Origin of the sequence: Shewanella sp. 8A (assembly GCF_023475945.1) — a bacterium.
In the GTDB taxonomy this organism is placed as follows: domain Bacteria; phylum Pseudomonadota; class Gammaproteobacteria; order Enterobacterales; family Shewanellaceae; genus Shewanella; species Shewanella xiamenensis.
Genome location: NZ_JAMDJP010000032.1, coordinates 35738 through 49238, shown reverse-complemented (window position 1 = coordinate 49238; position 13501 = coordinate 35738). Strand labels below are relative to the sequence as shown.

Here is a 13501-nt window from a genome sequence, read left to right as displayed (position 1 = left end):
AAGAGTGTTCATTTATCACCTTTAAACGAATCGTTCGATTCGCTCAATTTACACCAGTTGGGCGATAAAAGTCAAAAATGCACCCTATCAAAATGTATACTATTTGATAGCTCTGGTTATTACCTATCAAAACTACTATCATAAGTGCATTATCAAAACCTTTAAAGAGATATGGTGATTTATGTCCAAAGTTGGTTATGCTCGAGTGAGTTCCACGGGTCAAAGCTTAGAAGTGCAACTGGGCAAGTTACATCGAGCTGAGTGCAATAAGATATATCAAGAAAAACGCAGTGGGAGGACGGCTGAACGGTCTGAATTTCAATCTTGCATGAGTTATTTACGTGAAGGGGATACCCTAGTGGTAACCCGACTCGATCGTCTTGCTCGCTCAGTCGTCCACTTAGCCCAGATTGCTTCGCGTTTTCAAAGTGAAGGTATTGATTTGCTCGTTATCGATCAGAACATTGATACGAGCACTTCGACTGGGAGACTCATGTTCAATATGTTGGCTGCTATTGCTGAGTTTGAAAATGACTTGCGGACAGAGAGGCAAGCTGAAGGTATCGCAAAAGCACATGAAAATGGAGTTAAATTTGGTAGGCCTGTAAAACTTACGGACACCTTAAAACAAGCAATTTATGATAAAAGAGCTGAGGGGGCCACTATTGGTCAGCTTGCCAAGGAGTATCACCTTGGAGAAGCTTCTATTTATCGGGCAATAAATTCAGTTAAGCAATCAATTGTTTCCCCCTACTCGATAGATGTTAAAGAGCTGCGAGATTATGGAAAATATAAAACGTGATTGATACTGACTATTGTATGTATTGACGTTTAAAATTAGCCTTACTGTATTAACGTAACATCAATAGGTATGATAAATTTTCCTTATCTAAAGAGCCTTAGCCTAACATTAATATTTCTACGAACAGTTAATGCAGCGAGTCACGGTAGGATCAAACATAAGCCGATTCAAATCGATATCTTCACCACAGACAAAACAGCTGCCATATTCATCGCTATTTATGCGCAATAATGCACCTTCAATAACTTGTAACTGATGCTGCTTGCGTCTCGCAGTTTCTAATTCCATTTGCTGTCCTTGCAATGCATCTATACGTGAAAGACGTCCGAGTCGTGATTGGTCAAGTTCGACAACTTGCACATCACTCGTTTGTGCTGCAATCTGCGCTAACAAACTTTCCAGCATTTGCTGTAACTGTAAATGCAGTTGTTGCTTTAGCTGCTCGTTCATTTCACCTCCAAACTTAAGCGTCAGAACCTATCTCTATTACTATGCACTAACCAGCGTCTTGGATACTGATTAGTGCAATATCAATAGCTGTTAGCGCAATAATAATAATGGGATATGGCTTTTACTGATCATCTTTGTGGTATTGCTTCCCACAAAAAACTCTCTTATCCGCGAATGGCCGTAGGCCCCCATCACCATAAGATCGATGTGATGCTCAAGTTGATAGATCTCAAGAGCCGTTTGAACTTCTCCCTGACAAACAGCGGTAACCACATTGAAATTCGCCGCCATCAGAGATTCGGTCACCAACGCCAGTTCTGCTGTCGCCTGTGATTGAGCATCAGACACCATCACCAAATGACATTCAAGCCCTTTTAAGAGTGGACTTGTTAGCACTTGATTAAGGGCTTTTTTCGCAGTAATGCTGCCATCGTAGGCAATCATAAATCGTTTCGGTGCTTCAAACTCTGTCATCACCACTAAAATAGGCTGCTTAACTGTGCGAATGACGTTTTCTAGATGGCTGCCAATCGCCTGCGCTTGATCTTGATGTTGCTCCCCTTGACGCCCCATCACCACCAATCTGGCATGGGATTCTTGCTCTAACAGGGTTTCGACTAAATCGCCGTGACGCTGCAAGGTTTTAACCACGACTGCAGGTTGTGCCTCCACGATGCGCGTTTGCGCATCTTGCAACATATACTTACCCTGCTCGAGTGCCAGCTTGCCCCGGCGCGCTTCGAGCTCAACCATTTCATTGAGCAAGTGCTCCCGTGTACCTAGGCCAATATTTCCCGACAGATCTGACTCTATCGGATAGGCTGACTTATCCAATACATGTAATAGGATTACAGGGGCATTCAGTTGAAAGGCGGCCCAGCCACTGGCATCACATACAGCGGATGTCACATTTGAACCGTCAATACAAGCAATCACATTTGTCATCGTTTTATTCCTTTGTTGTTGTGTTGCTAATGGCTTAGTGACCAGACATCATTTTTTCAACTTCTTCTGGCTTATCGTGTACCCCAAATTTATCGACTATGGTGGCACTGGCTTCGTTAAGGCCAATCAACTCAACCTCAGTCCCCTCGCGGCGGAATTTAATCACTACCTTGTCGAGGGCCGATACCGCGGTAATATCCCAAAAATGTGCTTGAGATAAGTCGATAGTCACTTTATCAACCACTTCCCTAAAATCGAATGAATTACTGAACTTATCTGATGAAGCAAAAAAGACTTGTCCAATAACCTGATAATGGCGACCAGTGTCAGCAGCAGTCGTTGTACTCTTAACCACCATAAAACGTCCCACTTTATTAGCAAAAAATAGGGACGCGAGTAATACACCTACAAATACCCCAATTGCTAAGTTATGGGTAGCGACCACGACCACAACCGTCGCCACCATCACAAGGTTGGTTGACATAGGATGATGCTTAAGATTACGGATTGAATCCCAAGAGAATGTACCGATAGCCACCATGATCATCACGGCAACCAGTGCCGCCATAGGAATAAGCTTTAACCACTCTCCTAAAAACACCACCATCACAAGTAAAAAAACGCCTGCAGCGAAGGATGATAAACGTCCGCGACCACCCGATTTAACGTTGATGATCGACTGACCAATCATAGCGCAACCAGCCATACCGCCCATTAAACCCGCGCCGATATTGGCAATACCTTGGCCCTTACACTCGCGATTCTTATCGCTTTGGGTATCGGTTAAGTCATCAACTATGGTGGCGGTCATCATAGATTCCAGCAAGCCCACCACGGCAAGGCCGGCCGAGTAAGGGAAGATGATCATCAGAGTTTCAAGGGTCAAGGGCACTTCAGGCCAGAGGAAAATAGGTAAAGTATCAGGCAGTTGTCCCATGTCGCCGACAGTACGAATATCTAACCCCATATAAACCGCAAAAAGCGTTAATCCGACAATACACACGAGAGGCGAAGGTACGGATTTACCAATCACAGGGATGAGTGGGAATAGGTAAATGATACCGAGGCCAGCTACCGTCATCGCATATACGTGCCAAGTCACATTGGTCAGTTCGGGCAACTGGGCCATAAAGATCAGAATCGCCAGTGCATTCACAAAACCCGTCACCACAGAGCGGGAGACGAAACGCATCAAGCTACCGAGTTTTAAGTAACCCGCAGCAATTTGCAGCACACCGGTTAATAAGGTCGCCGCGAGTAAATACTCAAGGCCATGTTCCTTTACTAAGGTCACCATTAACAGTGCCATCGCGCCTGTTGCGGCAGAGATCATGCCAGGACGGCCACCAGTAAAGGCAATAACCACAGCGATACAGAATGAAGCATATAGGCCGACCTTAGGATCGACACCTGCAATAATAGAAAAGGCAATTGCCTCAGGGATTAACGCCAGCGCTACCACAATACCGGCTAACAGATCTCCGCGTATATTGGAGAACCACTCTTTTTTCATGGTTTGAATCATGTTACTCACTCTGATTAAAATTAAATCAATAACAAAAGCTAACGCTAGCCATATACACAGATGTGCAAAGACAAGAGCTTTTTCGTCAACGTGACGAATCAATATTAGATTTATGGAGGTACAACAAAAGCTACCGAAGGGTAGATACTACGAACGGATCTGAGCGATCCAAAATGAAGGGGGTTAAACTAATGCGGCTTAAAGCTCATTACAGAAATTATCCTTACAACAGGTAAAATGAGTAAAATTTTGATTTTTAGCTATATACAGAAACACAATATAGAGTTAGGTAAGGATACCGTTCAGGTCGTTGAAAGTCAAAGGACCAAAATCAGATTAACTATGATCCGGTAAGCTGTAACGACTTAAATTCAGTGTTAATGAGCGTAACCAGATAAATTCCACATTAAAAACAAAAAAACAGTGGCTTAATTTAGCTCAAGAGCTTAGTTATAAAGCTAACTTTACATTTTCGGCGCGTTGGGCAAATTTAGCCATCTTGTGAAAGAGATTTATAATTTTTTGCAAAAAATGAGGCATTAAAGCTAAATATACAATGCGATTTATATTGATTTTGCCGCATACTCACCAATTTACCTACCGTCAAACTGTAAACTATCTCTCTGTTTTGTTTTAAAAATTCAATTTTTTCCTTGTCCATAATTCATTCTAAGAAATGCACTCTCTCTTTATTATCAAAATGAAATAGCAATGTTGACAGGTCAATAGTCATACAATATGATTTTAACACTTTGATAAGATCTTAATTGAGCACTTGAAGCATCATCAGATGCCATGGTGCAAAGTACGCTACAAAATTCTAAATTTTCAGGGACACTGTGGGGATGTCCGTGACTCTGAAGTGGAATAAAAAAGACCGGGACGTCAGATGGTGTCTTAGGCTACCGGGTCAAATAATAAAACTACCGGAGATTAACTAGATGTTTAAACAGACTTATTTGGCAAGTGCGATTCTGCTTGCTCTTGCTAGTCAAGCGACGTATGCAGCAGAACCTGAAGCGACACAATCGCCTCAGGCGGAAGAAACGGCACAGCCCTCTTCTAGCGGTAAAGCGCAAAATAACGAAGAGATGGAGATCATTCAGGTTCAGGGGATCCGCGGTAGTTTAAATAAGGCGGTAGAACTCAAACGTCAAAATATTCAAGTTGTTGATGCCATCATTGCCGAAGATATTGGCAAATTCCCAGATAATAACGTCGTTGAAGCCTTACAACGGGTAACGGGTGTTCAAGTCACCGACCGCGCCTCAGGTGAAGCCAATACTGTAAGCATTCGGGGTTTAACGGATGTGACAACCACAGTGAATGGCCGCCAAATCTTCACCGCCGCAGGCCGTGAAGTGGCAATTGCAGACGTACCAGCGGCATTACTCGGCAGTGTTGAAGTCTTTAAAACACGCTCCTCTTCTCAAGTCGCCAGTGGTATCGCAGGCCAAATTGACATTCGTACCCATAGACCTTTTGATTTTCAAGAAGAAAAAATTTCGGTAGCAGCCAAAGGGATTTACTCTGATCAGCCTGACACTATCGATCCCAATTTCAGTGCCTTAATTAGCGACCGCTGGGATACCAGCATCGGTGAAGTCGGTGCATTAGTTAACGTTTCTTATATTCGTACCAATTACAACGATCAAGTTGTCGCTCCTGGTGCGTCCTTGCCCTACTACGCAGAAACGGGTACACAAATCCCTGATATTTATTGGACCCGCGGTTTAGCTCATGGTCTTGATACATCTGAAGGAGCCTTGATCAACGGTCAAGAATATCTGCTCATGCGTGATGCTGTGTTTCAAAATATGAATAACGGTGAACGTGAGCGTCCAGCACTAAATTTCTCATTGCAATGGGCACCAACTGACACTTCCGAGTACCTTTTTGAAGCATTCTATAACGGTTATCGCAATGATAACTTCAACTCTATGCTCTTTAGCAATGTTGATTCCTCGGCTAATTGGCAGCAAGTGATCAAAGATGGTATCGAAGTTTATGATGGTACCAATGTGGTTAAATCGCGAACTGCATATAACGTTGGCGGCTTTAGCAGTTCAGATCATAGCCACAACGAAACAGATAGTTACGTATTTGCCTTAGGAGGTAAGTGGGACTTTGACAATTTGATCTTAAAGTCTGAAGTTGTCTATCAAACCAGTACCTATGAATCACAATTTCTGGCGATGCGTGGTGTAAGCGCGAATAGCACTCAAACTTTCTACGGCGTTGATGTTGACTATAACGACAAAAGTGGTGGTGTCCCTAGCTGGGTTTATTTAGATAACCCTGACACTGCTATTAATGAATCTGATTTAACGCAATTATCCTTGTGGCAAACTGCAAACGTATACGATAGCGGTGCCAAAGACGAGGGGGATTCAGTTACTTGGACACTCGATGGTGACTATTACCTCGACTACGGTATCTTCACTAAGATGAAGTTTGGTGTACGTGCTGAGCAACGTGGTGCAAAACACGGATTGTACGATGCAGGCTCACTAAACACTAATGTTCTATTTAGTGATCTTGACCCGAACATGTTTACCGTAACTACTGACTTCTTTGATGGCCGTGGAAATGTACCAACTAGCTGGGCTATCGCTAACGGTAACTATCTGTATGCTAATCGTTCTGCTATTGAAACGATGTACGGTGCAGATGAACAAGCTCTTGCTATGTATACTAACTATGACATCACTGAAAAATCATACGCTGCGTATATCCAAAGTGATTTTGAAACTGAGTTATGGGGTAAGCAAGTCGATGGTCAAATCGGCCTACGTTACGAGAAAGCCGATGCGGATATGGATTTTTGGGAACGCAAAAAATATGCTACTGAGGATGTCGTTGATGACATTCGATATTATCTCGTGCATGACACCGATACCAATGGAAGTGCGGAGTTATTACCAAGCTTAATGGTACGCTTCTGGTTAACGGATGAACTGGTTGCACGTTTTGCCTACACTGAAACGATTCGTCGCCCCGCCTTTGGTGATTTAACCACTGCGATTTCCTATACAGAAGACTTAACAAAGCTTGGATTCGGTCAAGCTTCAAGTGGTAACTCTAAGTTAGAACCAACTACTTCACAAAACTATGATTTCTCATTGGAATATTACTTTGGTGAGGGATCTTCTATTTTCGGTACTTATTTCCGTCGTGATATTGAAGGTTTTGTATTTAACTCAGTATCGACTATCACTCGTGAAGTTGATGGTGAAACAAAAAAATATCTTTTAAGCCGACCAGAAAACTCTTCGAATGGAAAACTAAGTGGTTATGAACTTGGTGCGGTGTATTTCCCTGAAAATATGCCTAGTTACCTAGATGGTTTAGGTACTCAAGTGAGTGCAACCTTCTTAGATTCTAGCCAAGACATCCCAGAGTTTGATAGTGAAAGTGGTGAGCAAATTGCAACTACAACACGAGATTTATTTGGTGTATCAGATACCTCAATGAGTGCTGTATTGATTTATGATAAAGACGTTTATAGTGCTCGCCTCTCTTACACCTGGCGTGACAAATTCTTATCTGCTTATGACGCAGGTAGCTTCGCAATGCCTCGTGGCATTTATCGTAAGCCGGAGCAATCGCTTGACTTCCAATTTAGCTATAACGTAACAGATGAATTTGTACTAACCTTCGATGCGACAAATATTCTTGATGATATCTATCAAGAATACTATGAGGACTCAGTACTCTATAACCGCACGAATAGTATCTACACCCGAACGTTTGCCCTCGGTGCGCGTTACTCCTTCTAATTGACCACTGTTGTTTAAACCGAAAAAGCTAATCCTGTGATTAGCTTTTTCTTTTTATATCAGATAAATGGCAAGATTTTTACTCGATCTTTCTAATGCTTATCCATCAAATTGCTTTTGTCTGAGCCCAAGCTTTGCTAGTTTATATTTCTTTTCTTCCTTGAATATTGGCTATGCACACCGCTTGGTTCGATTTTAATCTGATCCCTATCGATATATTCACGCTGTTAACCTTAGCCTCGGCCTTTACTGCATTTTTTACCGCCTGTTTTGGTATTGGCGGAGGTGTGATGTTATTGGGCGTGATGGCGCAAGTGCTTCCGCCTCAAGTGATTATTCCCCTACACGGCGTAGTGCAATTGGGCTCTAACTTAGGACGAGCCCTATTGGGATGGCAACATATTCAATGGCGAATTATCAGGGTATTCTTACCGGGGGCGCTCGTTGGTGCCGCGCTGGGCAGCTTAGTCTTAGTGGCGATCCCCCCTACGGTGATGTATCTCACCATTGCCCTATTTATCTTGTACTCCTGTTGGGGCCCCAAAATACCTCGTGTAGTACTGGGTACTATGGGCATGTTAATTGCGAGTGGGATAACGACCTTTATCTCATTATTCGTTGGGGCAACTGGCCCTTTGGTTGCGGCGTTTATCAAGCAGTTAGAGATTGATCGATTTCGTACCGTAGCCACCTTTGCAATGATTATGTCCTTACAACATGGGGTGAAAATTATCGTTTTTGAGGGGGTCGATATCCCTATACTCCCATGGTGGCCACTGTTCGTTTGTATGATTATCAGTGGCGGTATTGGAACATGGCTAGGCTTTAAGATGCTTACTCGAGTAACGGACAAACATTTCAATTTAGCTTTTGATTTGATTCTCACGCTACTGGCTATACGACTGTTATGGCAGGCCATGACTGGATAAAAAGAGCCGGGATAAAAAAGAGCAGTAATTGCATACACAATTACTGCTCTGGTGCCGAGCAAACTAGGCTCAACCAAGATGCCGTTAAGCGACCTCAACTTAAACGACATTACAAGCAAGCGTTTATACCCAAGCTACCTGAAGATACGAGTTTCAGAGTGCCTAGGGGCTTCAATTCAAGGCGCATCAATGAAAAAATCGACCACCTTTTGAATTGATGTAACACAGAAATGGAGTGCCCTAGGCTCTCCGTCCCGGCGGGTTTTAACATATTTTATGCTGTGTTGGTTATTTTTAACTTAGTTCACTAGGTTCTCAAATAACCGTCTTGCCCAAAGTGCGTTAAACTCCCGCTGAATCCTATATCTTCAGGTTGTTTGGGTATGACCACCGCCGTGGTGATGCTCAGTTATTTCAAAGGGATGAATTATTTCACCTCTCTAAAGTAAAACTGTTGTGAAATGGTGTTTTTCCATACGTCTTCCACAATATTATCGCCATTGGTATAGGAACCATTGACCACTTTCATGGATGAACCGCCCTTACGGGACACCAGCCTTAATGAGCCATTGGGCATCAATTCGCTGCGGAACTCACTGTCGATTGCATTACAAGCCCCTAGCTGCAGATTACCTTCGTTGGTCACAAGGCATTGTTGCGCCTTGTTGTTTGAAAGTTGGATGGATTGCAGGCGATAAAAGCCGTCCGTCGTCGGCACTGCTTGCCACTGCTGACAGGCATCGCCGGTGTATTCAAACTGAGCCACATTGGCATTAGGTTTGAGCTGACATTGTTCGGCGCTGACCACTCTGCCGCTGTGAGCGTTGACTATGGCAAATGTTGACACAGGCTCAATTCGCCAATCTGTGCATTCACTGACGCGGTTTTCCCCCGCGACCACTTCCGCGCTGGCCTTTTTGCTACAGTTTTTCGCCTGTAAATTACCGATGGAGCGATCGTTGGCAAAGCGAAACCAGCCTTCACGGGTGGAATCCACCGACCAACGCTGGCAACGGGAGGCGACCCAAGGCGCCGTATTCAGTGCCGTTGAAGACTCATCTTGGCACTGAGCCTGAGTTAAAAAGGTTCCCTGCCCCACATTGGCAAAGCGATATAGGCCATCGTTACTCGGGTCGATAACCCATTGACTGTTGTCATCGTCGCACTTGCCGACACTGACTTGACCTTTAGCATTAGTCACTAGGCATTGACCGATTTCACGGCTTACGATGCGGTATTTTACGCCTTCCACTTGGGTGGTTATCGGACCAAACTCGCCACTTGGGACGGGCAATTGTTTTTTATCCGCCATCGGTTCACCAAATTTAGGCAAGCCTTTGTTATCCCATGTAAAGGGTTGAGCACGTGCCGCACGGGTGCCACTACAGCCGTCGGAAGCCGAGGAGTTGCCATGGTATATAAGCCAATCTTCTTTCCCATCGGGTGACTTGAAGAAACCATGATGCCCAGGGCCATAGACGCCATTGGCTTTGCTAAAGAAAGGCTTGTCGTACTTAGTCCATGCGGCGGGATCCATGGGATCGTCACCAGTGAGTTCAACCACGGCTAAGGAATAATCCTCAGTATTACAAAAGCTTGCCGAGTGAACTAAAAAGGTTCTGCCCTCGTGCTGAATGATCTCTGGGCCTTCATTGACGTTTAAGCCTGATTTTTCCCAGTCGTGAATAGGTGCGGTAATCACCTTATGTTCACCCTCGATGGTCCAAGGGTTGCTCATCTTGGCAATCAAGTTCACTTGATCTTGGCCGTGCCATTCGGACCAGAGAAAATATAACTGGCCTTTATACTCCAAATAGCTGCCGTCGATATTCCAGTGATCGGGCATTGGCGTGCCCTTAAACTTGTATGGCCCCATGGGGTCACTGCCTTCACTCTCGAGAATATGGTTACGCTGGCCATCGAAGTTTTCTGCCACGCCCGAGGTGTAAATCACATACCAACGTAGTCCCTGCGCAGTTTGTAGAGGGTGGAATTCGAATGCCCAAAAATTGCAGCAGTTAGACTTATCGGTGCCGCTCCAAATATTGTGGGCTGGCGCATCGGCAAGCCCAGCAATGGTGGGCGATTTACGCATCACCAGCTCAGAGGTCCACGTGGTGGTGGTGAGATAATAGTTACCATTGTGGTATTCGAGCCAAGGATCGGCACCGTTGCGAAATAACGGATTGGCGAAAGTGGCTGCGGTAATGCGGTTTTCATCCGCGCCCTTCGCACTCTCTGCTGCATGTAGGTCAACCGCTCCCAAGCTGGTGAAGCCAAGTCCCATCGCAAGGGAGATGGCGACCATTACTTTATTGATAGAATGAGTCATTATTATGTTCCTTCGGGTGCAACTAATACGCTCTGGTATTGATTGAGCACCTTAGGATCGACCACGGGCCAACCTTGGCGCCAGCTCAGTTCCGCCATCTTGAGTTTTTGTAAGCCATTATCGGCGGATTCATAGGCATGAAAGACTAAGTAATCTTTACCATCGAAGTTATAAACACTGTTATGGCCCAATCCAGGCCAGTCCTTAGTGCCATGCAGTAATACTGAGCCACCGCCCTGTGCCATGTCTTTGCCCTCTTTATCGAGGTAAGGCCCCGTCACCGTTTTGGCTCGGCCCACGGCTAAGTGATAGGTGCTGTCATCCCCACGGCAGCAAAGGCCATAGGAAACAAAAAGATAGTAATAGTCATCTTTTTTGTAGATAAAAGGCGCTTCGATTTGTGCAGGACCCGGTTCGGTTTCAGCAAACAATGCGGGGCGTTCTAACTTGGCTAGCGTTTGCCATTCTTCAGGCTTGGCAATGGAGATAAAGTCTGGGTTGAGTTTGACCAGTTTTAACCCTTGCCAGAAGGAACCAAAGCTCATCCAAGGCGTGCCCTTTTCATCGACAATAATATTGGGATCGATGGCGTTCCATGCATCGCGATTAGGCACAGATTGGATAACGATGCCTTTATCTGTCCACTGATAGTCCTTTGAGTTTTTGTCGAGGGTTTTATTGACTGTCACACCAATGGCTGAGGTGTTTTTACCAAAGGCTGATACTGAATAATACAGATAAAACAAGCCGTTATGCTCGATAATATCCGGCGCCCATAAATGTCCGTTAAACTCTGGCGCAACGTCCTTTGCCCAGCTAGGCTCGGTTTCGAATACCCGCCCAGCTAATTCCCAATGGATCTTATCCTTTGAGGAATAATAGGTAATACCGGGGCCTGTGCTGAAGAGATAATACTGTCCGGCCTCTCTTGCCATCACAGGATCGTGAATACTCACCTGCTTGGCACTCACTTGGCCTAGAGTTGCCAACATGCCTAGCAGCGCGTAATTGAGCATCTTAAGGTGACGTTTTAGGGCTGTTTTCGGTGTGATTCTTATGGCTGGCATTAATTCTCCTTATTACCTCATCCTATTTAATAAAATAGCTATTATGCTATTGTATGATGAATTAAGTTATCATACTATCGGACAAGGAAGTAACAATCAAATGCAAAAAAATTAACAGGAGAAAAATGTGTTAACATTGCGGATGCTGTAAATTGCAAAATAACACAATAACTCACTGTTTATAATAAATATAATAAGGATTTCTGATGAGTTCTCATAAATTGTCAGTCATTGAAAAGATCGGTTACGGCTCCGGGGACATGGCCGTTAACGTGGTGATTTCGTCAATGATGTTAATTATTACCTTCTTTTATACCGATATTTTTGGGTTAAAGCCCGCCGATGTCGGGATTTTGTTCCTGCTGGTCCGTCTTATCGATGCCATTACTGATCCTTTAATGGGCATTATTAACGATAAAGTAACCACCCGCTGGGGAAGATATCGCCCCTACTTCCTGTTTATGGCGATTCCCTTTGGTATTTCGGTGTTCTTAACCTTCTCAACCCCGGATTGGGATTACAATGCCAAGCTTATCTGGGCCTACTCGACCTATATTCTGGTCACTATCATCTTCACCACTGTGACTATCCCATATATTTCGATTATCAGCGTGATCACCGACGATCCAAAAGAGCGGTTATCCGCCAACGGTTATCGTTTGTTCTTCGCAAAGATTGCCGCCTTTTTAGTGACCATTATCGTGCCTATGTTAGCGTCGGCCTGGGGCGGTGAGAACATTGCCGCGGGCTATCAAAAAGCCATGGGCGTGATGGCATTAATGGCAACACTGTTGTTTTTATTTTGCTTTTTCACGACCACAGAGCGCGTGGCTTATAAGGTTGAAACTAAGCCTGTCGCCATGCAACTGCGATTATTGTTTAAAAACGATCAATGGTTAGTGTTAACCGCGATTTGTGTGATTGGCACCATTGGCTATGTGATCCGCGGATCGGTAGCAGCCTACTACGCCACCTACTACTTGGGCGGCGACGCCAAAATGCTCTCAGCATTTCTATCGACCGGTGTGGGCGCAGCGATTCTGGCCATGGTGGCTTCGACTTGGATCACTAAGCGTTACTGCAAACTTAAACTCTTCCGTTACAGCCAAATCGCGGTTGGGATCTTAAGCGTCATTATGTTCTTTGCCGTGCAACCGGGGGACATAGTGCTGGCCTTCGTACTTTACTTTGCGATTTCATTTGTGGTGGATTTACATGCGCCTGTCTTCTGGTCGGTGATTTCCGAGTCGGTGGATTATGGCACAGTCAAAACGGGCCACAGGGTCTCTGGCCTTGCCTTTGGCGGGATCTCATTCGCCCAAAAAGCGGGTATGGGCGCAGCGGGATTTGTAGTCGGTATGCTGCTTACCTACTTCAACTATCAACCCGGTGAAACCCAAAGCGAGTTTGCGTTGACCGGCATTTCGTTAATGCTGACGGTGATCCCTGGCGCATTCCACGCGCTGATGGGCTTACTGATGTTCAAATATAAGATTTCGGACCGCGTTTATGAAGAAATCAAACAGGCTTTACCTGATCAGGCAAATTTTAACCAAACGGATGCCAACCTGACGTCTAAGGCTCTAGCCTCTAGCACAGAAGCCTCTGAAACCGTAACGCCTAAGACTGCTGCGCCCCAAGTATCGGCGTAATCTATCTGCGATAACACCAT

10 protein-coding genes are annotated in these 13501 nt (G+C 44.8%); 4 read left to right on the top strand and 6 right to left on the bottom strand.

Annotated features, from left to right (window positions below; genetic code table 11):
* Positions 1-181: 181 nt before the first annotated feature.
* Positions 182-802 carry a recombinase family protein gene (locus tag M0413_RS18835; RefSeq protein ID WP_011787804.1) on the top strand — a complete coding sequence of 207 codons (621 nt, stop codon included), beginning with the start codon at positions 182-184 and terminating at the stop codon, positions 800-802.
* A 117-nt stretch (positions 803-919) separates the two neighbouring features.
* Here M0413_RS18835 and M0413_RS18830 read toward each other — a convergent pair whose 3' ends face one another.
* From M0413_RS18830 to M0413_RS18815, 4 genes are all read right to left on the bottom strand, one after another.
* On the bottom strand, positions 920-1252 hold the full coding sequence (locus M0413_RS18830) for a TraR/DksA family transcriptional regulator (protein WP_011787803.1): 333 nt from the start codon (positions 1250-1252) through the stop codon (positions 920-922).
* Positions 1253-1342: 90 nt separating this feature from the next.
* On the bottom strand, positions 1343-2197 hold the full coding sequence (locus M0413_RS18825) for a universal stress protein (protein ID WP_011787802.1): 855 nt from the start codon (positions 2195-2197) through the stop codon (positions 1343-1345).
* 34 nt (positions 2198-2231) lie between these two features.
* The gene (locus M0413_RS18820; RefSeq protein ID WP_011787801.1) at positions 2232-3722 is read right to left on the bottom strand and encodes a SulP family inorganic anion transporter; all 1491 of its coding nucleotides are present in this window, start codon (positions 3720-3722) and stop codon (positions 2232-2234) included.
* A gap of 490 nt (positions 3723-4212) precedes the next feature.
* Positions 4213-4383 (bottom strand): hypothetical protein, encoded by a 171-nt coding sequence (locus M0413_RS18815; protein WP_249555268.1) that lies wholly within the window; start codon positions 4381-4383, stop codon positions 4213-4215.
* A gap of 280 nt (positions 4384-4663) precedes the next feature.
* On the opposite strand from M0413_RS18815, the gene M0413_RS18810 reads away from it, so the two are divergent.
* Both M0413_RS18810 and M0413_RS18805 read left to right on the top strand, forming a co-directional pair.
* Positions 4664-7501 (top strand): TonB-dependent receptor, encoded by a 2838-nt coding sequence (locus tag M0413_RS18810; RefSeq protein WP_099458046.1) that lies wholly within the window; start codon positions 4664-4666, stop codon positions 7499-7501.
* 173 nt (positions 7502-7674) lie between these two features.
* Positions 7675-8430 carry a sulfite exporter TauE/SafE family protein gene (locus M0413_RS18805; RefSeq protein ID WP_037419019.1) on the top strand — a complete coding sequence of 252 codons (756 nt, stop codon included), beginning with the start codon at positions 7675-7677 and terminating at the stop codon, positions 8428-8430.
* Positions 8431-8857: 427 nt separating this feature from the next.
* Here the strand turns inward: M0413_RS18805 and M0413_RS18800 are convergent, their stop codons facing one another.
* The gene (locus tag M0413_RS18800) at positions 8858-10762 is read right to left on the bottom strand and encodes a family 43 glycosylhydrolase (protein ID WP_249555266.1); all 1905 of its coding nucleotides are present in this window, start codon (positions 10760-10762) and stop codon (positions 8858-8860) included.
* A gap of 2 nt (positions 10763-10764) precedes the next feature.
* A complete protein-coding gene (locus M0413_RS18795) occupies positions 10765-11829 on the bottom strand; it encodes an arabinan endo-1,5-alpha-L-arabinosidase (RefSeq protein ID WP_249555264.1) in 1065 nt (354 codons plus the stop codon).
* A 206-nt stretch (positions 11830-12035) separates the two neighbouring features.
* Here M0413_RS18795 and M0413_RS18790 point away from each other — a divergent pair, with 206 nt between their 5' ends.
* Complete coding sequence (locus M0413_RS18790; RefSeq protein ID WP_144346524.1) at positions 12036-13481, top strand: MFS transporter; 1446 nt, start codon at positions 12036-12038, stop codon at positions 13479-13481.
* Positions 13482-13501 lie beyond the last annotated feature (20 nt).